Raw genomic sequence first — 22,891 nt, 5'->3', positions numbered from 1 at the left:
AAAGAGCGCCTTTATGTCTGCCCTGCCTTATGCTTGTCGCCTCTGAGCGAGCCGCCTCCGCTTTTCTACTTGTCCAGCTCCAGTGGTCTGCTCCCGTTTGAAAATTAACCTTTGTCTTTTGAGGCAAAAAGCGCCTCTAAAGACAAAGAACATTTTTCAAAGGGAGCAAAACGCCCACTTCCGCTTTTTTATTGTCCAGCTCCAGGGCTTAGAGGCACATGTCATAAGCCAAATCGTCCGGGAAGGCAAAGAACGCCTTCTCGGACGATTCGTCTTATGCCACCCGCCTCTGAGCAAAGCCCTTCCGCTTTTCTATTTGTCCAGCTCCGGCGGCTAGAGACTCGAGACATAAGCCAGGACAGCCAAAAAGGCAAAAAAGCGCCTTTCCGGCTGCCCTGTCTTATGCTTGTCGTCTCTGAGCAAGCCGCCTCCGCTTTTCTAGTTACCAGCCTCTCTCATACTGCTTCGGCGGCTGGATTTCTTCGTTTAATTCTTTGGCTGCGCTTCGTGGCCAGTAAGGATCTCTTAGCAGTTCTCTGCCAAGGAGGATCAAGTCTGCACGCTCATTTTGAAGGATTTCTTCAGCTTGCAGGCCTGAGGTGATTAGTCCGACAGCACCTGTCGGTATAGCGGCATCCTTTTTTATCGTTTCTGCCAGTTTGACCTGATAACCGGGGTATACCGGTATTCGTGCAGGAACGACTGCGCCGGAGCTGACATCGATAAGGTCGATTCCCTGCTCTTTCATCCATTCCGAAAATGCAACATAATCTTCAACATCTAATCCGTCCTCGTGGTAGTCCTTTGCTGAGACACGCACGAGAAGGGGGCCGTTCCAAACGCCTTTGATGCCGTCGATCACTTCTCGGAGGAAGCGGTAGCGGTTTTCGACAGTTCCCCCATATTCATCGGTTCTTTTATTTGAAAGCGGAGACAGGAATTCGTTGATGAGATATCCGTGGGCTCCATGTATCTCGATTACATCGAACCCCGCTTTCCTTGCCCTTTCCGCTCCTTTCACGAATGCCGAAATGGTTTCTTTAATATCCTCTGAAGTCATTTCAACAGGGGTCTTCATATTCTCGTTAAAAGGGATGGAAGACGGGGCGATGATGTCACCCTCCAATACGGCTTTTCTTCCGGCGTGGGCCAATTGGATTCCGGTTTTCGCACCTTGTTCTTTGATCATGCTGACTAACTCGCTCAATCCTTCGATGTGGTCGTCACTCCAGATACCGAGATCCTGCGGCGAGATTCTGCCCTGCGGGGTGACTGCAGTTGCTTCCTGAATAATCAGCCCAGCACCTCCGACAGCTCTGCTTACATAATGTGTACGATGCCAATTTTCTATTTTTCCATCTTCATTGTGAGAAGAGTACATGCACATAGGTGCCATTACAATCCGGTTTTTTAGTTCAATATTTTTTAGAGAATAAGGTTCGAACAATTTTGTTTTCAACAAAAAATCTCCTTCCGGCGTTTTATTTCGAGTTCCTAAATAGTTTGTGCGTTCTCATTATATCAATCTGGAATTACAGGGGAAAGAAATCTGCTTTTCAGAATTCACTTCATCTGATTCATAATTAATTCTTTGCCCATCTCTTCAGAGCGGTTCTTGGCAGAGTCCACACATTTCGAGAATGCTTCGCTCACTGCATAGTCTTCAAGGACGGATAGTCCCGCTTCTGTCGTTCCTCCTGGACTGGTCACATTTTTACGCAGTATCCCGACTTCCAGACCGGATTCTTCAAGCATTTTAGATGCGCCTGCTATGGTCTGGGTGATCAATGCCTTTGCAAGTTCCTTCTGCAATCCTAAATCCACTGCCGCTTTTTCAAGCTGTTCTGCCACATAATAAATATAAGCTGGACCGCTGCCGGATACGGCGGTGATCAAATCCATCTGCTTTTCTGGAACCTCTACGGATAGACCGACGGAACAAAAAAATTTCAGTGTCCATTCTTTTTGCCGTTCTGAAAGAAATTCATTATATGTGACAGCGGTTGCCGACTTTCCTAGTGCAGCACTCGTATTCGGCATTGCTCTGGCAATTGCCCCGTTAAACGCTAGGGTTTCCCCGATATGAGTTATCGTTATGCCCGCTAACACAGAAATGATGAGGGTGCCCGGGGACAGGAAGTTCTTTATCACCGGTGCTGCTTCATGGAAATCCTTTGGCTTCATGGCAAGGATGACCACATCAAAACCTTCATTTGAAGGGAAACGGCCGCTTATCCCGTTCACACCAAAATGTGCAATTAGTTCTGTTAAACGCTGTTGGTTGGACCGGTTTGTGATATAGACGTCTTCTTTTTCCAAAACCTGTGCATCTATGGCTCCGTTTAGTAAGGCGTGTGCCATAGAGCCAGCTCCGATAAACAATGTTTTCATCTTCCCATTCCCTCCTTGTAAAAAATAAAGACCCCTTCATCCATAAAGGACGAAAGGGTCATGCTTCCGTGGTACCACCTTGTTTTATTCATCCATCAGAGCTGAATGAATACACTTAAATTCCATGTAACGCTGGAAACGTTCTGTTTTAAGACGCTCTAAAGGCAGGTTCACAGACAGAGAGGACGACAGTGCTTTCCAGCCTATGAGCACCGCTCTCTTGCGTCATTTATCTGCTACTATTCTTTATCATCGCTTTAACTTTATATTATAGGTGATTATCTTAAAAAAACAGCTTGTCTGTCAAGGGTTTATTTCAGTATATTCACAAGATAAGAAAAATGACAAAGAAAGGAATACAATGTACACTATAAAATGAAGGGTCATTCATTTTTATGATAAATATAATACACTGGAATGTGGTGAAACAATGTCAACAACTGGTTTCGTGGATAACATTGCTAAAATTACATTGTCAACTCCTTACGCAGTGGGAGACGTTAATGTCTATTTGATAAAAGGGGATGTGCTTTCCTTAGTGGATGCAGGTCCGCTAACGGATACGGCTTGGGCACAACTTACCGGGGCGCTTGCCTCTTTAGGCTATTCAGCCGGTGACATCGAACAAATAATCCTTACTCATCATCATCCTGATCATGCTGGGATGCTCCAGCGTTTTTCAGAGTCTGTAAAAATAGTCGGGCACAAGTATAATCAATTTTGGATCAACAGGGATGAGTATTTCCACCAAGTATATGACCGTTTTTTCTATGAGTTAGGGCTTGAATCGGGTCTGCCCGAAGCCTTTCTTTCAGCTATCCCGAAATTTAAAAGCCCTTTGAAATACATGGGGAACAGGAACTTGGATGATGCTATAAAAGAAGGGGACACCTTACCGGGTCTGTCCGAGTGGAAGGTCATTGAAACTCTGGGGCATGCCCAAAGTCATCTCTCTTTCTACCGGGAAAGTGACGGAGTGATGATAGCAGGCGATCATATTCTTGCCCATATCTCGCCGAATCCGATTATTGAACCTCCATTTGATGGTGGAACAGAGCGTTCAAAGCCTCTTCTTCAATACAATGATTCGTTGAAAAAACTTATGCACATTCCCATCTCTTCCGCTTATACCGGGCACGGGAAGGAAGTCGAAGATGTTCATGCCCTGATTCCGAAGCGATTGGTGAAGCAGGAAGAAAGAGCGGAAGCAGTCCTCGGGATGCTTCAGGGTAAACAGCAAACGGTTTTTGATATTTGCAAGCTCTTATTTCCTTCCGTTTATAAAAAGGAGCTCGGGCTTACCTTGTCAGAAACAATCGGTCAACTGGATTATCTTGAATCTATCGGTTCCATCCGGAAAGAAAAACAAGATAATGCTTACTACTATCATGCATAATCGGGGTGAAGAAAGTTGAATCAAAGAATGAAAGGGAAGACGATCATCATTACAGGCGCATCAGGCGGGATCGGGGAACAAATGGCTTTAAAAGTCGCCGAAAACGGTGGGAATCTGGCATTGATTGCCCGTCGTCTTCATTTGCTGGAGAAGCTGAAACAAACGGTGGAGAGTAAGTTCCAAACGAAAGTGGAAATTTACCCATTGGATGTCGCCAGATACGAAGAAGTACCAGGCGTTTTTCAATCGATCGTGAATGATTTCGGCGTAGTACACGGTTTAATCAATAATGCTGGATATGGGATATTCAAAGAAGCACATGAAGCTCCTTTTCAAGAAGTGAAAGGAATGTTCGAAGTGAATGTGCTGGGGCTGATGGCCTGTACGGGGGAGGTCCTTCCCCATATGCGTGAACAGGGGTTTGGCCATATCATCAATATTGCTTCGCAAGCAGGTAAATTTGCTTCTCCAAAATCAAGCGCTTATTCAGCATCTAAACATGCGGTTCTCGGATATACCAACAGCCTGAGGATGGAAGCAGCAAGATATGGGGTGAAGGTTAGCGCTGTCAATCCAGGACCGATCGCCACCGACTTCTTTTCGATTGCCGATGAATCGGGAACGTATGTAAAGAATGTCGAGAAATGGATGCTGAATCCTCATTTTGTCGCAGAAAAAGTAGTTGATGCACTGTTTACAAATAGAAGGGAAATAAATCTGCCGCGCTGGATGAATGCCGGGAGTGTCATGTATCAATTATTTCCATCTTTTGTAGAAAAAGTAGGAAATAAACTTTTTTTCAAAAAATAGTGAAACCGGATAGTACTTTAGTACGTCTAATCTTATAAGGAGGGAGTCTATGAAAAAACGGTCCATTTTATTCATGCTGTGTGTCTTTTTTCTTATAACCGGATGTAATTCACCCGGAGTCGGCAAGCCTCAGCTTAATGAACAATTCATAGGCTTTGCGACTGAAATAGATTTAGAAAATAATAAAGTGCTGATTAACGACGTATGGTTTTCCTTCGATAAAGAAACAAAATTCACATCTGATAAAAAGAAATCGTTACATAGTGAAGATTTAAAGGTCGGTCAGAAGATAAAGGTGAAGTATGATGGAGTCGCGGAGGAATCTTTTCCCGCCAGTGCAGCTGCCCATCAATTCATTCTGCTGACAGATGAACAAAGTGAAAGACAAGGAGACGCGGTAGAGCTTGTGGTGAATGATCCGCGTTTTTCCCAAGTCGTGATGCAGTCAATGGAAAAAAATCCGACAGGCATGTATTCCCTGCGCTTTAAAGACTTATCCCTCAATAGGGATGTTCACGTGCTTGTCAGTATTGATGACGAACGTGTCATCGTACCCATTTCAACAACTGCCAATGAATGAGAAAGAGCGGCCACCCGAAGGTCCGCTCTTTTTTGTAAGTTTAAATATGTTTTTGAATGGCTTTTGCAACGATTTCGGGATTTTCCATATGAATATTATGACCGTGGGTTGTTTTTATTTCCGTCACGTGATCTGAAAGTTCTTTTAGCCTGTCCTGATAGTTGATCCATTCCACGGTCTGATTACCTGATTGGATGACTGTCAGGGGAAGCGATCGATCAAGCGGGCGGCTGCTTAATACCTGCTGAGCCGTTGTGCCGCTATCCCTTAATTCTTTGAATACCGCTTCATAGGCGTTCGGGCTGTAACCGACGAAGGAGTGGTACTTCTCCAGTTCAGGAAAAAGATATCTTCCCCCTACTTTCATCTTCAGCAGCCGGGGCAGACCCGTGTATGAGGTGTAATGGCCTATTTTCATTATTCGCAGACTTTTCTGCCATTCCTTCTTTCCCTTTGAATCGAATCCACCTGTCAGGTATCTATCCTCACCAACAGCATCAACGAAGACGATTCCCTTCACCCTCCCTGTTTTCACTTGCAAATAAGCGGACGTTCAGCCCTCCGTAAGAATGTCCTGTAAGCACCAAGGGGGAAGTGATGCCCAGTACGGTAAGAATGGCCTCCATATCTTTCACTGTATTCAATCCGTCCCCATATTTTCTCTCACTGCTCCAGCCGTATCCTCTGCGGTCAAAAGAAATGGTATGAGTACAGGCGCTCAGTATCTCCTGCACCCTGTGCCAGTGCAGGGACTGACCTGATAACCCTGCATCCATCAAGACCGTGACAGGGCCATTTCCCTTCTCGATTACATGAAATGTTCCTCTTTCGGTATGTACTAATTTACCCGGGGGCGGCTGCTTTTCTTTTCTTCTTAACAGGGCATTGGCGGTGCTCGCCGGAAATAACAGGGAGGTGATTGCAGCGCGTATCCAATTATCCATTTGAGTCCTCTCCTTTTCATTCTTAAACATAATTCTCCAAAAAAAGAGAAAATCCTTTAACAGAAAAATTCATTCCACCTCCCGGGCGATTATAACGAACAAAAGGAGGGTATGCATCATTGAACAAGGAAAATGCATGCCTAATTTTTTCCTTCAGTGGAAAACTAGTGTTATCTATTGTGAAAGAGGATGTGAATATATGACAGGAATTTTGTTAGCACTGATCCCTGCAGCAGCATGGGGGAGTCTTGTGTTTGTTAGTGTCAAACTCGGAGGTAATGCCTACAGTCAGACGGTTGGAATCACAATTGGTTCCCTGCTGTTTGCCGCTGGTATTTTCTTCTTTAAATCACCCCAGTTATCTATGCTTGTCTGGGGAGTCGGCTTCATCTCAGGTGTATTTTGGGCTGTGGGACAAGTCAATCAGCTAGCCGGCGTCAAGTTTATAGGTGTCGCCAAAACCGTCCCGATTTCCACCGGGATGCAATTGATCGGTACGACTTTATTCGGTGTGCTGGTGTTTAAAGAGTGGACCACCACTGAGACCATCCTGCTCGGCAGCGGTGCTGTCATTGCGCTTATCATCGGGGTAATCTTAACCTCCTACACCCAAAAATCTGAGGACAAAGACAATCAGCAGTTAAAAAAAGGACTTGTTACATTGCTTATTTCAAGTCTCGGATACATAGCCTATGTCGTCATTGTCCGCTGGTTTAAAATCGACGGCTGGGAAGCCATTTTACCCCAGGCCATCGGGATGTTTATCGGAGCGGTTGCCATAACCATCAGACATAAGCCATTCAATAAATATACAATCCGAAATATTTTAACCGGTCTCATGTGGGCAGCGGGAAATCTCGGGTTATTACTTGCCCTGCCGAGAATCGGAGTGGCCACAAGCTTCTCCCTTTCACAAACGGGAATTGTCATCTCGACGATCGGAGGGCTTTTCTTCTTAGGTGAAAAGAAATCGAAAAAACAAATAATGCTTGTTATTGCAGGGTGTATCCTCATCATCACCGGCGGGGTGCTGCTTGGCTTTACCAAAGAATAGGCTGATCGATAATAAAGGGCAGGCAATGAGAGTAAATCATTTAAGAATGAATTGGAAGAAGAATCGAAACAACATTAAGCATGACAAACTGCGGCTCTGTGGAGCTGAGAAAATAAAGGAGGAAATCCAATGTTTTCAGATTTAAAAGGAAAAGTCGTCATTATCACAGGAGCTGCGACCGGAATCGGAAAGGCGATTGCCAAGCGGTTTGCGGAGGAACAATGCAAGGTGGTCATCAACTATTTCAGCGAAGAAGAGAATCCCCGTGAATTATTGAAGGAAATCGAACAGGGAGGGGGCACTGCCTCCATCATCCAGGGTGATGTGACAAAAGAGGAGGATGTGTTGGCCTTTGTCAAGTTCGCCCAAGATACGTATGGCAGTCTCGATATTTATGTGAACAATGCAGGAATCGAAAATGAAGTACCGACTGAACGGCTGTCCCTCGAAGATTGGAATAAAGTATTGAATACGAACCTGACAGGAACCTTCCTCGGCTGCAGGGAAGCGGCTGAATACATGCTGAAAAATAACATCAAGGGATCGATCATCAATATTTCATCTGTGCATGAGATTATCCCATGGCCCCATTTCGTTCATTATGCTGCCAGCAAAGGCGGAGTGAAGCTGCTGATGGAAAGCATGGCTCTAGAATTCGCGCCCGACGGAATACGGGTCAACAATATTGCCCCCGGTGCCATCGATACGCCCATCAACGCAGAAAAATTTTCTGATCCGGAAAAGAAAAAAGGTGTCGAAAAACTCATTCCGCTTGGCTACATCGGTGAACCTGAACAAATCGCTTCCTGCGCGGCATTCCTTGCGTCAGAACAGGCAAGCTATGTGACCGGTACGACACTGATCGCAGATGGCGGGATGACGAAGTATCCTGGATTTCAGGCCGGGAAAGGGTAAGGGGTTTGTTTATGGAGAAGGTCTGCCCTTTAGAGGGCGGGCTCTTTTTGTTTGCGGGCAGGGGAGGGGCTCCAGCAGAAGATGGAGAGAAGGTTTTCATCCCTATATGAGAGGAAAAGGGGATAGTTACAGCTGAAATTGATTTGCAATCATGTTTTTATGTGAAAAAAGGTTGTTTCAAGGCAATGTTCATCTCTATTTTCCTCCTGGGACTCGGGTAATGAAGATAATTGTGCCACTTATTTGAAGTATTGCGCCGGATTTTAATTAATTGCGCCAGTTCAGGGATAATTGCGCTTCTTTCCAATTTATTGCGCCACTTTTTCGGTTATTGCGCTACTTAGAATGATTCTTGTTTGTCCCGTGGTTCACTTTAATCAATCGCCTTATGCTTGCCGCCTCCGCTTTTCTAGTGTCCAGCTGCAGGACTTAGAGGCACATGTCATAAGCCAAATCGGCCAAGAAGGCAAAGAACGCAAAGAACGCCTTCGTGGCCGATTCGTCTTATGCCACCCGCCTCTGATCAAAGCCCTTCCGCTTTTCTTTTGTCCAGCTCCGCCGGCTAGAGGCTCGAGACATAAGTCATGCCATAACAAAAAGGCAAAGATCGCCTTTATGGCTGCCCTGCCTTATGCTTGTCGCCTCTGAGCAAGCCGCCTCCGCTTTTCTGACTCCCAATATTTTAACTCCATTCCCAGTAATTTAAGTTGAAAGCGAACGTATATTCGTATAAAATCATAGGTATAATAAAATAGAACGAATGTTCGATATTGGTGATGAAGGAGGGAGAAGGATGACTGTCGATTACAGCGGGCTGCCGCACCACAAGATTTTATGCATCGATATGAAGAGCTTTTACGCCAGCTGTTCGGCTGTCATGCTCGGACTCGATCCACTTGAATGTCATTTAGCGGTGGTGGGAGACCGGGACCGGCAGGGGAGCATTGTATTGGCTGCGTCTCCCAAGTTAAAGAAAGACTTCGGCATAAAAACCGGGTCGAGGATGTTCGAAATTCCAAAGGACCCCCGCATTCTCCTTGTAGAACCTAAAATGGCCACTTATGTGCGCATTTCCACTGAAATTACCCGGTTGTTTCATCGATACGTCCCAAAAGATGCCATTCACACGTACAGTGTCGATGAAAGCTTCATCAAGATTGACGGGGCCACTCATCTTTGGGGGGACGCCATGACCATCGCCCGTAAAATCAAGGATGATATGGAGAGGGAGTTTCAGCTGCCGTGTGCGATTGGAATCGGTCCCAATATGCTTCTTTCTAAGTTGTGTTTAGATCTCGAAGCAAAGAAAGAAGGAATTGCAGAGTGGAGGTATGAAGACGTGCCGGAAAAGCTGTGGCCTCTGTCTCCCCTAAGTGAAATGTGGGGAATCGGCCGCCGCCTTGAAAAGACCCTCAACCGGATGGGGATCTTCTCGGTCGGACAGCTGGCACAGTACGATCTGGAAAAGCTCGAAGCAAAGTTCGGAGTGATGGGCAACCAGCTGTATTATCATGCGTGGGGTGTGGATTTATCGGAAATCGGTGCGCCGATCATGGAAGGTCAGATCAGTTTCGGAAAGAGTCAGATTCTCCTCAGGGATTACAAGGAAAGGAAGGAAATCAAGTCCGTCATTCTCGAGATGTGTGAAGAGGTGGCAAGAAGGGCCAGGACGCACAAGAAGGCCGGGAGAACCGTCAGTTTTGGGATCGGGTACAGTCAGGAAGAATTCGGGGGCGGGTTTCACCGCTCGCGGACTGTGGAAGAGCCGACGAATATCACGATGGACTTGTACAGAGTCTGCCTCGAGCTTTTCGAAGAAAATTATAACGGAAGGACTGTCCGGAAAATATCCATCGCCCTTTCAAATATTACAGAGGATGAAACGATGCAAATTTCTTTGTTTGATCCCAAACGGTGGGAGAAGCGCGAATTGGGATATGCAGTGGATAAGATTCGCCGCAAGTATGGGTCGGCTGCCCTGCTTAGGGCGGTATCTTATACAGAAGCAGGAACGGCGAGACATCGTGCGCGACTCGTCGGAGGACACAAATCGTGATGAAATCCAGGAGGTGAGCAGGCGTGATTCGAGACCGTGGAAGAATCAAATGGACGTCCATGATGCTGCCGGAGCATGTGAAATTATTACGGGATTGGGCGAAGGAAGATACGTATGAAAAAAGAATAGAGCTTGATGAACAATCATTGGAAGTATTGAACGAAGTGGTGGCGGAAGCGATGGAGTTCGGTAAGCCCGTATCGATCACTCATTATGTACATCACCGGCATGAGCTGCTGGTCGGATCCATTCACCATGCCGATTCGCTGGAAGGGAAGCTGCATGTGGTGGACCGTGATGGGAAAGTTCACTATATTCGTTTATCGGGCATATCGGATATCCGTTTTTTTGAAGAGTGAGCAGGGTGCCCTGTGACAATAAAAAAGAGAGACTTTCGCAATGAAGTCTCTCCGAATGCAAGATTATTCCTCATCCAGCACTTTCTCCGCACGCACACACGACTCGAATTTCCCCTTGTGAGAAGCGTCGCAGAACGGCATTTTAGTAGACAAACCACAACGGCACAGCGAGAAGACTTGTTTCGTAGGAAATACATTTCCGTCCGCATCGATCAATTCTACATCCCCGCTTACACGAAGAGAACCGTTGTCATTGACTTTGATTTGAGCTTTTGCCATGAAAAACCACCCTTTCTATAAAATACAAAAGTTTCCCCATTATGATAGTAAAGTGAAAGACGAAAAAATGCAATATGATAAAGGAAACAGTGGAAATATGATAGGATGAAGAGGAGGAGGAAGTCATATGAAAATTCAACTAACAGATGCAGCAGCAGAAAAGATAACCGAGAAAACAGCAGGTAAAAAAGGCTATTTGAAATTGAAATATGACATAGACGGATGCGGATGTGTAGTGAGCGGAATCCCGACCTTATGGTATGTGTCAGAACCGGATGAAATAGATGATGTGACAGTCGAGACCAATCATTTTCCGATTTTGGTTGAAAAGTCGAAAACGGTTTTTCTTGATGAAGATTTGAAAATCGATTTTTCAACAACCAGTAATACCTTTCAACTGAAAAGTCCCGGACAGATCCTCAACGGAAGAATGAACTTCATCCTGTACCCTGGAGAATAGAGAAAAAGCCGGTCCTAAAAGGAGCCGGTTTTATTTTCATTCATGAGCCTCTCATACATTTCGGCAGTGGCCGCCCCGTTTTTCCAGCAGTCACCCCCGTCTTCTGTACACCAGCAGGCAGAAAGGACAGAGTGACAGAATCCGTAAGCGATGAGCCTTTCATAGGAAAGGGAAAGCAGGGAACATAAGGTCTGGATCCTGAACTTTAAGAGCTCATAAGGATCTTCATGGTCTTTCCAGTGATTCAGGGTGTACTGGATGCAATCATATTCCCGCTCCCCGATCAACCCCTTTGGATCGATGGCCGACCAGCCATGAGAATCTGAATACAGAATATTTTCGTGATGCAGGTCACCGTGAAGCAAGTATACGTCCTGTGAAGAACTGAGGAGGCTGTGGAAAAGAGACTCTGCCTTTGATATCATCTTCTCCGGCAGGGGGCCACCCCCTCGGTTGAAACGGGATCGATAACGTCTGAGACCTTCCGACCAGGTTTGAACGTCAGAGAAGGGATGTGAAGATGAAGACTTACGCCACAATGATTTGGCAATTGAAGCGAAAATCTTTAACTGTGCTTTTTCATCGTTTAAAGAATGTAAAGGGGAACCGGGCTGTAAGTGGGATAGGAGCAGCCAGCCCGCTTCCTTGTCAGAGTCGATCACCTTCACCATGGCTTTACCGGAGAATTCCTGAAGTGCCTGAAACTCATTCGAGAAGTCTTTATTGGGGTACCCCAATTTCAACACCGCGGAAGTACCGTCATGGAGCAGGACAGGGACCACGAAATTGTAGCTCAAGGAAAACGGTTCACCGAATGTCAGGTTGAATCGTTCCTTCAGGGTGAATATCGTCTGTTCGGCTCGATCGATCCAGGCAGCCCCGGATTCTCCATACATTGTTTCCATTTTAGAACGAAAGTAGCAGGGGATCATGAGGCTCCCTCCTTTTTATAGTTGACGACTTCATCCAGGAATTGTTGAACCACGCCTTCATATTTCTCCGGATCGTCATTGTATGATTGTGCATGGGTCCCGCGGAAATCAAGGTGCATCATTTTGGGGCCTTGTTTCTTTTGAAATAATTCTTCGGTCATTTGCGGCAGTATATAATCATCTTCGAAGCTGTGGATGAACAGCACAGGCTTTTGAATGTTCTGGATGACCGAAATAGGCGACAGCTCTTTTAACGAATAGCCTTCGCGTAATTTTAATGTGCGATTTACCAGCGGAAGGAGAAATCTCGCTGGCACTTTTAGTTCGGCACTCATCCGATAGGCAAGCTGTTCACCGAAGTCGGAATAAGGGCAATCGGCGATATAGAAATCGGCACGATCCTCAACACTCCCGCCATAAAGCAGCGTGGTTGCGGCGCCCATGGACTCCCCGTGTATCCCGAAAAAAACGTCATCACCCGCACGGCGGATCAATTCATCGACCACGGCTTTTAAATCAAACTTTTCATAGTATCCGTAGCTCGTCGTTTTACCGCCAGACTCTCCGTGACGGCGGTGATCATAGATGATCGCATTGAACCCTTTCTTAATGAATAGATTCATATATTTAATAGAGTTGAGTTTGTTTTCAGTAACACCATGCGCAAAGATCATGTATTTCTTATGAGGGTGGGGCGTGACAAAAATAGCGTTGAGATGATAGCCGTATGGAGAAGGGATGTTGACCTCTTCTTTTGGAAGGGCATCATACTCCTCCTCAATGAGGCGGAGGGCACCGGTTTCCCTGGATCGAACGAGTTTATCATCTTTTTTGGGAAGGTACATGAAGGTATTCGTAATGAAATATCCGAGTCCGCCGATACCGAGAGCGGAAAGGACCCCTCCTAAAAATAGTGATCTTTTTTTCAATATCATACACCTCTCCTTGTCTTTCTGTGGTGCTATTATTTTATCATTAAGAGGAAAGAAGTGGTATTTATCAGCCAAAAAGCAATGAGTGGATAAAAAAGCACTCCCCATGAAACGGGAGCGCTTCTGCAGATTGAATCAAGATTTGGCGTTTTGCCGTTTAGTAGGGTGAATCGCTTTCTCCAGTTCTTCAGCAGCCAGGGTGTTCGCCGTTGTATCGCTGTTTGGTTTTCCTTTTTGACTGAATCCTTTTTCGCGTTTTTGGCTCATGTTCTCATCTCCTCCAGCGTTCGGATAGTCTTAGAATGCTCGAGGGAAAAGGGGGATATTCACCAATTATTTATTCAGTTCGTAAAGCCGGTAATACCCGCTTTCAATCGAACGGCTGATGTGAGGCTTCACGACATCGATCGCTTGGGAAAGCTTTTCTAAATCGATCCCGGTCTCTATACCCATTTCTTCTGCCATGAATACTACGTCTTCAGTCGCAACATTCCCTGTAGCCCCTGGAGCAAACGGGCATCCACCAAGTCCGCCGGCAGAAGTGTCAAAACGACTCACTCCAGCCTGCATGGAAGCGAGGATATTAGCCAGGGCAAGCTTCCTCGTGTCATGAAAATGAGCAGTCAGGAGTGTTCCCGGCAATTCCTTTTTGAGTAAAGTGAACAGCGTATACGCTTCAAGAGGGTTCGCGCGCCCAACTGTATCCGCAACACTCAACTCATCAACGCCCATCCCGGCAAATCGTTTGCAAAGAGAAAGGGTATCTTCAGGATCGATTTTTCCTTCATAAGGACAATAAAAAGCGGTCGAAATACACGCTCTAACAAAATAACCCCGGTCTTTTAACTGAGCAATGAGAGGCTCAAGATCTGAAAGCGCCTCTTCAGTTGTTTTATTGATATTCTTTTGGTTGAATGCACTGCTGACCCCGACGAATACTGCCACTGCCCTGCATCCCGTTTCGTATACGCGGTCGACCCCCTTCTTATTCGGTGCAAGAACGAAGTCGCGGGAATCACTTGTTAAGCAGGAATCCACGATGTCACCCGCATCCTGCATCTGGGGAACCCATTTAGGAGACACAAAGGAAGTCAGCTCCATTTCACGGATGCCGGATTCCTTCAGGCGTAAGATAAATTCTTTCTTCGTATCGGTCGGAACAAAGTTCTTTTCATTTTGCAAGCCGTCACGCGGCCCCACTTCGATAATGGTAATGTTTGTAGGTAATTTCATCAATTTCCGCCCCCTTCTCTTTATTGTAGGAAAATTTCGACAACAAAATCAACTAAATTTTTTAAGAAAGAGAAAGGAAAATGAAGCGTTTACATAGAAAAGGTTAAAGTGGAGATATTTTTGCCTATTCTCTAAAGGGTGGAAATTCATGCAAATCAGTCAGAATGGAATGGGAGGAAGAGAAATGTCGAATGAAGTTGTAATCGTAAGCGCTGTACGTACAGCGATTGGAAGCTTTAACGGCTCATTGAAGGATGTTTCAGCACCTGAGCTTGGAGCGATCGTCATTAAAGATGCCCTGGAAAAGGCCGGACTGAAAAAAGAAGATGTCGATGAAGTCATCATGGGGAATGTCCTGCAGGCCGGATTAGGTCAAAACCCTGCAAGGCAGGCATCCATAAAGGCAGGATTACCCGAGAGCGTACCTGCTATGACGATTAATAAAGTATGTGGATCCGGATTGAAAACCGTACATTTGGCAACTCAGGCTATACTTGCGGGAGATGCCGATATTATAGTGGCAGGCGGAATGGAAAACATGAGCCAGGCCCCATATTTGTTAAAAGGGGCAAGGAATGGATTCAAAATGGGAGATCAAAAGGTAGTGGACAGCATGATTTCCGATGGCTTATGGTGTGCTTTCAATGATTACCATATGGGAGTGACAGCTGAAAACCTGTGTGACCGCTATTCCTTATCCCGTGAAGAACAGGATGAGTTTGCAGCGTGGAGTCAGGAGAAAGCAAGTGCTGCCATCGAGTCAGGCAGATTTAATGATGAGATTGTCCCTGTACATATCCCTCAGCGTAAAGGTGATCCGGTTGAGTTCAGCCAGGATGAATTTCCACGCAAGGGTTCAACTGCAGAAAAATTATCCGGACTTCGTGCCGCATTCAAAAAGGATGGAAGCGTGACAGCCGGAAATGCTTCCGGGATCAACGACGGAGCAGCTGCTGTTGTGGTCATGTCAAAGAAAAAAGCAGAAGAACTTGGCATAACTCCCCTTGTCACGATTAAAGGGAATGCAAATGCCGGGGTCGACCCTAGTGTAATGGGGATTGGTCCTGTAGCGGCTGTTAAAAAAGTGCTGGAAAAAACAAAGCTGACGATCGAGGACATGCAGTTGATCGAAGCCAATGAAGCGTTTGCGGCTCAATCCCTGGCTGTCGATAAAGAACTTAGCTTCAAACGGGATGCTCTCAATGTAAATGGAGGAGCCATCGCTTTGGGGCATCCGATAGGAGCAAGTGGAACAAGGATCCTGGTTACCCTTATCCATGAAATGAAGAAAAGACAGGTACAGCATGGTTTGGCTACTTTATGTATCGGCGGAGGCCAGGGAGTGGCGACAGTCGTAGAGCTGCATCAATAAGAAGTCTGGCTGAATAAGAACTGAGGAGGGAATACAATGAAACAAGTTTATACTTCATACAGTGAAGCGGTGGCGGATATACATGACGGTGCCACGCTTATGGTAGGCGGATTCGGCCTTTGCGGAATCCCGGAGAAATTGATTCTTGCCCTGGTTGAAAAAGGCGTCAAAAACCTCACTGTCATCTCTAACAACTGCGGTGTGGATGACTGGGGACTGGGATTATTACTGAAAAACAAGCAGATTGATAAAATGATCGGCTCTTATGTAGGTGAAAACAAAGAGTTTGAAAGACAGGTGCTGTCAGGAGAGCTTGAAGTGGAACTGGTTCCTCAAGGAACATTGGCGGAAAAGATTCGTGCAGGAGGAGCCGGCATCCCGGCATTCTATACGCCCGCAGGAGTCGGGACACCGGTTGCGGAAGGAAAAGAAACACGTACCTTCAATGGAAAAGAATATCTTTTGGAAGAAGCATATACAGCTGATTTCTCGCTTGTCAGAGCCTGGAAAGCAGATAAAATGGGGAACTTGGTATACAACAAAACGGCGCAGAACTTCAATCCGATGATAGCTGCCGCAGGGAAAGTAACCATTGCTGAAGCGGAAGAAATAGTGGGGATAGGAGACATCAACCCGAATGAAGTACACACTCCAAGCATCTATGTTCAACGATTGGTTCAGGCAGAGCAGGAGAAACGTATTGAAAGAAGAACAGTCAAAGCCTAGAAGGGAGAGTGGAAAGTGATGGATCGTGCAAAGATGCGTGAAAAGATTGCCAGAAGAGCGGAAAAGGAAATTCAAGATGGTTTTTATGTGAACTTAGGAATTGGGATGCCCACTTTGGTCGCCAACTATATCACAGAGAATAAACAGGTTGTACTCCAGTCTGAGAACGGACTGCTCGGTATCGGTCCTTATCCGACAGAAGAAGAATTGGATGCTGATTTGATCAATGCAGGGAAAGAAACGGTCACTGCCATTCCAGGCTCCTCTTACTTTAACAGTGCGGAATCCTTTGGGATGATCAGGGGAGGCCATATCAATATCGCCATCCTGGGCGGAATGGAAGTAGCCCAAAACGGTGATCTTGCCAACTGGATGATCCCTGGGAAAATGATCAAAGGTATGGGCGGAGCGATGGATCTGGTCCATGGTGCCCAAAGGATCATCGTCATCATGGAACACGTGAACAAGGCCGGTGAAAGCAAAATCCTTAAAGAGTGCACGCTGCCTCTTACAGGACAAGGGGTGGTCGACCGGATCATCACCGACCGTGCCGTCATGGATGTAACAGAGGATGGCTTGCTTCTTCGCGAGGTAGCGAACGGTTTCACAGTGGAAGATATCCAATCCTCAACAGCCGCCAAACTAAAAGTCGCAGAAGACGTAAAACTCGAAGCATACTAATCAATCAACGAACCATCCGGGAAAGCAATACCTCCCGGATGTTTTTTTTATTTCATCATGCTATATTTCTAGTAGTGCAATTGTTTTTTGGGAATTTTAATCAAGTTATGGTGGTTAATAAACCTTTCCAGCTGTTGATTGGAGTGCAGGACGGAGACTCCTGCGGGAGAAGTGGCCAATTTGAGGCCTGTCCAGTTCCAGGGCTTAGAGGCACATGTCATAAGTCAAATTGTCCAAGAAGGCAAAGAACGCCTTCGTGGACAATTCGCCTTATGCCACCCGCCTCTGAGCAAAGCTCCTCCGCTTTTCTTCCCGCAGGCGAAGCCGAGGAGGCTCACGGGTCACCCGCGGAAAGCGAAGTCCTGCACGGAAATCAACAGCGGTGATGAGATAATAAATCTAAAATTGCATAGTCAGGGGGATTCAAAATGTCCAAAAAAAAGAAACAAGAAGCAGAATTGACATTAAAGAACTCTATAAATGCCGATCTGTTCGAACAACTGAAGAATAAGAAGAAAGAGCTGGAAAAAGTGGAAGCAGTGAAAAAAGAAGAAGAACGTCAGCAGAAAGCAGAGGAAAGAAAACAAAGAGAGAAGAATAAATCCTTTGAAGAATTGTTGAATGAAAGTGATATGAATTGGGAGAATTATAAGAAATGAAATTTTATATAAAGAAATAGCTGCAGGGAATGAGCCCTGCAGCTATTTCTGTGTAAGTTGAACGCGCAGCTCAGCATATTTCTAGTCCCGGTGCTGTTGATATCGCGAAAGCTTCGTCAATCGAGTCACTACTTCAACCTCTTCTGCGGACAAAGGAGGACCATTAACGGCTTCGATGTTCTCCTTCAGCTGCCGTGGCGAACTCGCTCCGGGAATGACTGATGCCACTGAACTATGAGCCAGGTCATACTGAAGGGCAAGTTCATTCATGCTTCGGTTATCCGCAGCTTTTTCACGGATCGAGCGCAAGACTTCTTCAAGCTCTGGATATGAATAATCCAAGTATCCATTTTCTTTTATTTTATCTGAAGCCTTCGACAGCATTTTTTCGGAGAGAAGCCCTTTCGCGAGGGGTCCGCGTGCAATGATGCTCACGCGGTGGTCATCCAAGAGTTCCATCCATTCCTCAGGACGGCGGTCTAAAAGGCTGTACTGCATCATCACGCTTTGAATGGATGATTGAGACAATACTTTCTTAATCACATTCGGACGTATCGAAGAGATCCCATAATAACGGATATAGCCTTCTTCTTTCAGCTCTTCAAATGCCTCGATACTTTCTTCAAAGTTATCTTCAATCGTTCCGCCGTGAAGCTGATAGTAGTCGATGTACTCCACTTTAAGTCTTGAAAGGCTGTCCTTTACTGCTGATTTTATATATTCCTTTGATGGATCCCACCGCCAGCCCTCACTAACGTCATTCCAGCGGTTTCCAACTTTCGTCGCGATGATAACGTCGTCCCGCACTTCCTTCAGCGCATTGCCGACTATTTCTTCGTTCCTGCCGAAATCATATAAATCAGCTGTATCAAAATAATTGATGCCGTTTTCCAATGCAGTTTGAACGATTTCTTTCGCCTGTTTCTCATCGGTACCCAGGGACATACAACCAAGTCCCATTTTTGAAACATACAGGTCAGAGCTGCCAATTTGTCTTTTATCCATTGTAACCGTCCTTTCCATTCAATCATTCATTACCTATTATTTTAACGAAAGCCGGGACGGTTAAACAAAAGATACGATTATTGTGATGGTTGTTTTTTACAAGGCCATCGAAGTTGGTCCGCCATATGCAGCAAATTTTTTGAGCAGTTCCCTTACGCCTTTCTTTCTGTCCACTCCTTGACGGTCTCATATCTCTTACTGTATTCTTTCAGCTTAGCCCTGACTTCCCAAGCTTTCCCGGCTAGAATGACTCGGTTTTTCTCTACGATAACCTGCAAAAGGGGTCACCTCATTCCTTCTATTAAGTATGGTAAAATGTATGAAGATAAAGTGAATGAGAGAACAAGGAGAGTTGAATAGTGAAAAAATTTGAAGAAAAGACCCTTAATAGTGAAATGATTTATCAAGGGAAAATCATTGATCTGCAAGTTGATGAAGTGGAGCTTCCGAATGGTAAGACATCAAAAAGAGAGCTGATCAAACATCCGGGGGCCGTGGCGGTTATCGCTTTGACACCGGAAGGCAAGATCGTGATGGTGGAGCAATATCGTAAGGCACTTGAAAAATCAATCATTGAGATTCCTGCCGGTAAGCTTGAACCAGGCGAAGAACCGATCATCACGGCTGCCAGGGAGCTCGAAGAAGAGACAGGGTATGGGTGTGAAGAGCTCGAGCACCTAATTTCCTTCTACACATCGCCTGGGTTTGCAGATGAACTTGTACATCTATACATCGCCAAAAATATTACACGTATAGAAGAAGCAAGAGAACTCGATGAAGACGAGTTTGTAGACCTTTTAGAGGTGACGGTGGAAGAGGCTTTAGGGCTGCTGAAAGAGAAAAAAATCTATGATGCAAAAACCGCCTATGCCGTACAGTATCTCCAACTTCAGCAATTTAATAGATAAAGACTGAAGAAAGAGGCTGGGACAAAAGTATTTTAGTCTAAGTAAAACCCGAACTAAATTGCCTTCAGAGAGGTAAATTAGCTCGGGTTTTTTATTGTTTTGTACAAACGTGCGTTAAGTTTTAGCTTGTTCCAGCGGTTGATTGTAGTGCAAGACGAAGACTCCTGCGGGAAGAGTAGCTTATTAGAAAAGCGGAAGGGCTTTGCTCAGAGGCGGGTGGCAGAAGACGAATCGGCCACGAATGCGCTCTTTGCCTTCTTGGTCGGTTTGGCTTATGACATGTGCCTCTAAGCCCTGCAGCTAGACAAGTGAGACCCCGCAGGAGCGCAGCTCCGAGGAGGCTCACGGGTTACCCGCGGAAAGCGAAGTCTTGCACGGAAATCATTAGCGGTGATTAGAGGCTAAACTAAAATGTTCGTCTTTAGGCAGTGTTTTTTTAGTTTTGTCCCAGGCGTTTTATACTAGACTGATAAATTATCGAAAGCATAAACTTGTCCCCTCCTGCATATATTCTAGTAACCGATATCTGGGAGGAGCGTTGTGATGCGTAAAAAACAATCAAATTCAAACCCACTCATTCAACATGTACAAGCACATTCCTCAATATACTTATTTATCATTACACTGTTTTTAATGGGAATCATCTTTGGGGCAATCGTCGTGAATTCATTATCTTTTGCTCAAAAAGAAGATTTATATTTTTATTTGAGTAAGTTTTTCACTGAAATTGAAGGGGGAAGAATCACATCGGCAGAAGAACTGTTCAGACAAAGCTTCCTTCATAATGTGAAATATCTTGGCCTGATTTGGATATTGGGTATATCAATCATTGGACTCCCGCTGATTTTTGTGCTGATTTTCATGAAGGGGGTCGTAGTCGGCTTTTCTGTCGGCTTCCTGGTGAATCAAATGGAATGGAGCGGCTTTCTGCTGTCTTTTGTCAGTGTCCTGCCGCAAAACATCATCATTGTTCCGGCTTTCATATTCATCGGAGTGGTCAGCGCGAGCTTTTCCCTGACTCTCATACGGAAAATTTTTGTCCGTCACAGTGCATCCATGCAATTTCAAATTATCCCCTTCCTGTCGAGGTATGTCATTTTCTTCGTCATTGCAGTGGGGATAGTGACGATTGCAGCCAGTATAGAAGCATATCTTTCTCCCAATTTAATGGAAGCTGTCATTTCCAGAATCAAATAATTAATATTAAGTAAGAATGATTTCAGTTTCTTCATTATAATAATTTTATTTTGCTTATTCCTCCCTTTTTGATATAATAATATAGACATTGACGAGGGAGGGAAGGACTATGGAAAGTCGTATAGAACGAATCAAGAAGCTGCTTCATTCCGCCAGCTATAAATTGACTCCGCAGCGTGAAGCTACTGTACGCGTGCTGTTAGAGCATGAGGAAGATCACCTGAGTGCCGAAGATGTATACCTCCTCGTTAAGGAAAAATCTCCTGAAATTGGCCTTGCAACTGTGTACCGTACACTCGAGTTGCTTTCTGAATTGAAAATCGTGGATAAAATCAATTTTGGGGATGGTGTATCCCGATACGACCTCCGTCAAGAAGGAGCCGCCCACTTCCATCATCATTTAGTATGTATTGAATGCGGAGCGGTAGATGAAATCCAGGATGACTTGCTTGAAGACGTGGAAAAGATTGTGGAGAGAGATTGGAAATTTAAAATTAAAGATCACCGATTAACCTTTCACGGCATCTGTTCAAGATGTCAGGATAAAGAGGAAGAATCTGAATAGTAAATGGAAAAGCCCTGAAGAAGCTGGTTATTGTTTCATTCTGAAACGATTATATACATATCTTTAAGGGCTTTTTTTAATCAAACGCAGTAGCTAAGGGCGTTCACAGGCCGCCCATGGAGAGCGAAGTCTTGCACGGAAATCAACTGCGGTATTTAACAGCCCAAAATGATAAAAAATTATGTCCCCTTGGTATAAAACAGTCCAAAAACGTCATAGCTTGTAATATAGAGTGATGGACTGTGGAAATATCAATTAAACATGGAGGACAACCCTATGAAAAAAGGACTTGGAATGGTCTGGCAGACCATGAAAGTATTTATTTTATTTACCGGATCGACGATATTATTTTATTATGGAATCATATGGATAAGCGAAGAATATGAAGGTTATCACAAATACGATGAACCAGAGGGAGCCGCGGTTAAAGTGTTTTCGTCGGTCGCAGATGAAGAAAGCCATTGGTACGACCGATTATTATTTTTTTATATGAACGGGGAGTAATGCAATTTGAAAGACGAAATTAAAGATTATATGCATTTTTTGATTGTGGAGAAAGGACTCGCAAAGAATACCATCGAATCCTATCAGCGGGACTTAAGGAACTATGCTCTGTATCTAACCAACGTAGAAGAGATTTCAACACTCAATGAGGTGACAAGAGTGAATATCGTCCAATTTTTGGGCTATCTGAAGGATCAGGGGAAATCCACTAAAACCGTTGCCAGACATGTGGCATCGATCCGATCATTTCACCAGTTTCTCCTCAGGGAAAAGAGTACCGACCAAGATCCAACTGTCCATATTGAAACACCTAAGACCGAGAGGAATTTACCGAGGATATTAAGCATTGAAGAAGTGGAAGCTCTGCTTGACGCTCCGGAGGAGTCAACACCTTTGGGGATGAGGGACAAAGCGATGCTCGAGATCCTCTATGCAACCGGCATCCGTGTGAGTGAGCTCATTTCTCTTAAATTGGAGGATGTCCATCTTACAATGGGGTTTGTACGCTGTATCGGAAAAGGGAATAAGGAACGAATCATTCCCATTGGAAAGACTGCCATGACAGTGCTGGAAAAATACCTGGAAGATGCCAGGCTGAAATTGAGGTCGAAAAAGCATAAGGATGATCATCTGTTTTTAAACCACCACGGTAAAGGGTTGACAAGGCAGGGCTTTTGGAAGAACCTGAAGGCGCTTGCTAAAAAAGCCAATATTGAAAAAGACTTGACCCCTCATACATTGAGGCATTCTTTTGCCACGCATTTATTGGAAAATGGAGCCGATTTGAGGGCCGTTCAGGAAATGCTCGGCCATGCAGATATATCTACCACTCAAATTTATACACATGTTAGCAAAACCCGATTGAAAGACGTTTATTCAAAGTTTCATCCCAGAGCGTAATGAAAGAGAGACTTCTTAAAGAATTCAATTAAA

General features: G+C 45.1%; 28 protein-coding genes and 1 other annotated feature. Of the genes, 17 read left to right on the top strand and 11 right to left on the bottom strand.

Translation table 11 applies throughout. The features are described 5' to 3' along the window. Positions 1–442: 442 nt before the first annotated feature. Complete coding sequence (gene namA, locus AAEO50_RS09105) at positions 443–1,459, bottom strand: NADPH dehydrogenase NamA (RefSeq protein ID WP_341982720.1); 1,017 nt, start codon at positions 1,457–1,459, stop codon at positions 443–445. Between the two features lie 104 nt (positions 1,460–1,563). After that, complete coding sequence (proC, locus tag AAEO50_RS09100; RefSeq protein WP_341982718.1) at positions 1,564–2,391, bottom strand: pyrroline-5-carboxylate reductase; 828 nt, start codon at positions 2,389–2,391, stop codon at positions 1,564–1,566. 42 nt (positions 2,392–2,433) lie between these two features. Further along, positions 2,434–2,653: a binding site (T-box leader), on the bottom strand. A 168-nt stretch (positions 2,654–2,821) separates the two neighbouring features. On the opposite strand from proC, the gene AAEO50_RS09095 reads away from it, so the two are divergent. The 3 genes from AAEO50_RS09095 to AAEO50_RS09085 are packed head-to-tail and all read left to right on the top strand — an operon-like array spanning position 2,822 to position 5,177. Then, entirely contained in the window at positions 2,822–3,787 is a 966-nt protein-coding gene (locus AAEO50_RS09095) for an MBL fold metallo-hydrolase (RefSeq protein WP_341982716.1), read from the top strand. 15 nt (positions 3,788–3,802) lie between these two features. Continuing rightward, on the top strand, positions 3,803–4,597 hold the full coding sequence (locus tag AAEO50_RS09090; protein WP_341982714.1) for an SDR family oxidoreductase: 795 nt from the start codon (positions 3,803–3,805) through the stop codon (positions 4,595–4,597). A 49-nt stretch (positions 4,598–4,646) separates the two neighbouring features. After that, entirely contained in the window at positions 4,647–5,177 is a 531-nt protein-coding gene (locus tag AAEO50_RS09085; RefSeq protein WP_341982712.1) for a DUF3221 domain-containing protein, read from the top strand. Positions 5,178–5,217: 40 nt separating this feature from the next. On the opposite strand, the gene AAEO50_RS09080 is transcribed toward AAEO50_RS09085, so the two are convergent. Together AAEO50_RS09080 and AAEO50_RS09075 are read right to left on the bottom strand one after the other, a co-directional pair. After that, a complete protein-coding gene (locus AAEO50_RS09080; protein WP_341982710.1) occupies positions 5,218–5,718 on the bottom strand; it encodes a hypothetical protein in 501 nt (166 codons plus the stop codon). After that, positions 5,675–6,121 carry an alpha/beta hydrolase gene (locus tag AAEO50_RS09075; RefSeq protein ID WP_341982708.1) on the bottom strand — a complete coding sequence of 149 codons (447 nt, stop codon included), beginning with the start codon at positions 6,119–6,121 and terminating at the stop codon, positions 5,675–5,677. The genes AAEO50_RS09080 and AAEO50_RS09075 overlap by 44 nt, the downstream gene beginning before the upstream one ends. Before the next feature lie 199 nt (positions 6,122–6,320). Between AAEO50_RS09075 and AAEO50_RS09070 the strand changes: the two genes are divergently transcribed. The 4 genes from AAEO50_RS09070 to AAEO50_RS09055 all read left to right on the top strand — a co-directional run bounded on the left by AAEO50_RS09070 (position 6,321) and on the right by AAEO50_RS09055 (position 10,505). Further along, on the top strand, positions 6,321–7,175 hold the full coding sequence (locus AAEO50_RS09070) for a GRP family sugar transporter (RefSeq protein WP_341982706.1): 855 nt from the start codon (positions 6,321–6,323) through the stop codon (positions 7,173–7,175). Positions 7,176–7,304: 129 nt separating this feature from the next. Continuing rightward, positions 7,305–8,090, top strand: coding sequence for a glucose-1-dehydrogenase (locus AAEO50_RS09065; protein ID WP_341982704.1), 786 nt, complete (start codon positions 7,305–7,307; stop codon positions 8,088–8,090). 793 nt (positions 8,091–8,883) lie between these two features. Then, positions 8,884–10,146, top strand: coding sequence for a DNA polymerase thumb domain-containing protein (locus AAEO50_RS09060; protein WP_341982702.1), 1,263 nt, complete (start codon positions 8,884–8,886; stop codon positions 10,144–10,146). A 23-nt stretch (positions 10,147–10,169) separates the two neighbouring features. Beyond that, the gene (locus AAEO50_RS09055; RefSeq protein WP_341982700.1) at positions 10,170–10,505 is read left to right on the top strand and encodes a YolD-like family protein; all 336 of its coding nucleotides are present in this window, start codon (positions 10,170–10,172) and stop codon (positions 10,503–10,505) included. 63 nt (positions 10,506–10,568) lie between these two features. Here AAEO50_RS09055 and AAEO50_RS09050 read toward each other — a convergent pair whose 3' ends face one another. After that, a complete protein-coding gene (locus tag AAEO50_RS09050) occupies positions 10,569–10,784 on the bottom strand; it encodes a CDGSH iron-sulfur domain-containing protein (RefSeq protein WP_341982698.1) in 216 nt (71 codons plus the stop codon). 127 nt (positions 10,785–10,911) lie between these two features. Between AAEO50_RS09050 and AAEO50_RS09045 the strand changes: the two genes are divergently transcribed. After that, complete coding sequence (locus tag AAEO50_RS09045) at positions 10,912–11,244, top strand: iron-sulfur cluster biosynthesis family protein (RefSeq protein ID WP_341982696.1); 333 nt, start codon at positions 10,912–10,914, stop codon at positions 11,242–11,244. A gap of 14 nt (positions 11,245–11,258) precedes the next feature. Here AAEO50_RS09045 and AAEO50_RS09040 read toward each other — a convergent pair whose 3' ends face one another. The 4 genes from AAEO50_RS09040 to AAEO50_RS09025 form a co-directional block, all read right to left on the bottom strand. After that, positions 11,259–12,149 (bottom strand): aminoglycoside phosphotransferase family protein, encoded by an 891-nt coding sequence (locus AAEO50_RS09040; RefSeq protein ID WP_341982694.1) that lies wholly within the window; start codon positions 12,147–12,149, stop codon positions 11,259–11,261. Positions 12,150–12,172: 23 nt separating this feature from the next. Further along, positions 12,173–13,111, bottom strand: a complete 939-nt coding sequence (locus AAEO50_RS09035) for an alpha/beta hydrolase (protein WP_341982693.1) — start codon at positions 13,109–13,111, stop codon at positions 12,173–12,175. 132 nt (positions 13,112–13,243) lie between these two features. Next, on the bottom strand, positions 13,244–13,375 hold the full coding sequence (locus AAEO50_RS09030) for a hypothetical protein (protein ID WP_341982691.1): 132 nt from the start codon (positions 13,373–13,375) through the stop codon (positions 13,244–13,246). A 66-nt stretch (positions 13,376–13,441) separates the two neighbouring features. After that, on the bottom strand, positions 13,442–14,341 hold the full coding sequence (locus AAEO50_RS09025; RefSeq protein WP_341982689.1) for a hydroxymethylglutaryl-CoA lyase: 900 nt from the start codon (positions 14,339–14,341) through the stop codon (positions 13,442–13,444). Positions 14,342–14,525: 184 nt separating this feature from the next. Between AAEO50_RS09025 and AAEO50_RS09020 the strand changes: the two genes are divergently transcribed. The 4 genes from AAEO50_RS09020 to AAEO50_RS09005 all read left to right on the top strand — a co-directional run bounded on the left by AAEO50_RS09020 (position 14,526) and on the right by AAEO50_RS09005 (position 17,779). Beyond that, complete coding sequence (locus AAEO50_RS09020) at positions 14,526–15,713, top strand: acetyl-CoA C-acetyltransferase (protein WP_341982687.1); 1,188 nt, start codon at positions 14,526–14,528, stop codon at positions 15,711–15,713. A gap of 36 nt (positions 15,714–15,749) precedes the next feature. Next, positions 15,750–16,439 (top strand): CoA transferase subunit A, encoded by a 690-nt coding sequence (locus AAEO50_RS09015; protein ID WP_341982684.1) that lies wholly within the window; start codon positions 15,750–15,752, stop codon positions 16,437–16,439. An 18-nt stretch (positions 16,440–16,457) separates the two neighbouring features. Next, positions 16,458–17,120 carry a CoA transferase subunit B gene (locus AAEO50_RS09010; RefSeq protein ID WP_341982786.1) on the top strand — a complete coding sequence of 221 codons (663 nt, stop codon included), beginning with the start codon at positions 16,458–16,460 and terminating at the stop codon, positions 17,118–17,120. A gap of 428 nt (positions 17,121–17,548) precedes the next feature. Continuing rightward, positions 17,549–17,779: a YqkE family protein gene (locus AAEO50_RS09005; protein ID WP_341982682.1), complete on the top strand. Its 231-nt coding sequence runs from the start codon at positions 17,549–17,551 to the stop codon at positions 17,777–17,779. An 81-nt stretch (positions 17,780–17,860) separates the two neighbouring features. On the opposite strand, the gene AAEO50_RS09000 is transcribed toward AAEO50_RS09005, so the two are convergent. Both AAEO50_RS09000 and mciZ read right to left on the bottom strand, forming a co-directional pair. Then, the gene (locus tag AAEO50_RS09000) at positions 17,861–18,784 is read right to left on the bottom strand and encodes an aldo/keto reductase (RefSeq protein WP_341982680.1); all 924 of its coding nucleotides are present in this window, start codon (positions 18,782–18,784) and stop codon (positions 17,861–17,863) included. Positions 18,785–18,936: 152 nt separating this feature from the next. Next, positions 18,937–19,062: a Z-ring formation inhibitor MciZ gene (gene mciZ, locus AAEO50_RS08995; protein ID WP_341982678.1), complete on the bottom strand. Its 126-nt coding sequence runs from the start codon at positions 19,060–19,062 to the stop codon at positions 18,937–18,939. Positions 19,063–19,143: 81 nt separating this feature from the next. On the opposite strand from mciZ, the gene AAEO50_RS08990 reads away from it, so the two are divergent. The 5 genes from AAEO50_RS08990 to xerD all read left to right on the top strand — a co-directional run bounded on the left by AAEO50_RS08990 (position 19,144) and on the right by xerD (position 22,858). After that, positions 19,144–19,692: an NUDIX hydrolase gene (locus tag AAEO50_RS08990; protein ID WP_341982676.1), complete on the top strand. Its 549-nt coding sequence runs from the start codon at positions 19,144–19,146 to the stop codon at positions 19,690–19,692. A gap of 543 nt (positions 19,693–20,235) precedes the next feature. Further along, complete coding sequence (gene spoIIM / locus AAEO50_RS08985; protein WP_341982674.1) at positions 20,236–20,889, top strand: stage II sporulation protein M; 654 nt, start codon at positions 20,236–20,238, stop codon at positions 20,887–20,889. A 109-nt stretch (positions 20,890–20,998) separates the two neighbouring features. Next, positions 20,999–21,454 (top strand): Fur family transcriptional regulator, encoded by a 456-nt coding sequence (locus tag AAEO50_RS08980; protein ID WP_341982672.1) that lies wholly within the window; start codon positions 20,999–21,001, stop codon positions 21,452–21,454. 276 nt (positions 21,455–21,730) lie between these two features. Further along, a complete protein-coding gene (locus AAEO50_RS08975; RefSeq protein WP_341982671.1) occupies positions 21,731–21,958 on the top strand; it encodes a YqzK family protein in 228 nt (75 codons plus the stop codon). Positions 21,959–21,964: 6 nt separating this feature from the next. Next, positions 21,965–22,858: a site-specific tyrosine recombinase XerD gene (xerD, locus tag AAEO50_RS08970; protein ID WP_341982669.1), complete on the top strand. Its 894-nt coding sequence runs from the start codon at positions 21,965–21,967 to the stop codon at positions 22,856–22,858. Positions 22,859–22,891 lie beyond the last annotated feature (33 nt).

It is taken from the genome of Rossellomorea oryzaecorticis, from assembly GCF_038405515.1.
Classification (GTDB): domain Bacteria; phylum Bacillota; class Bacilli; order Bacillales; family Bacillaceae_B; genus Rossellomorea; species Rossellomorea oryzaecorticis_A.
Note: the sequence above shows the minus strand (reverse complement) of the source record. Positions and strands in the feature narration are given on the sequence as shown.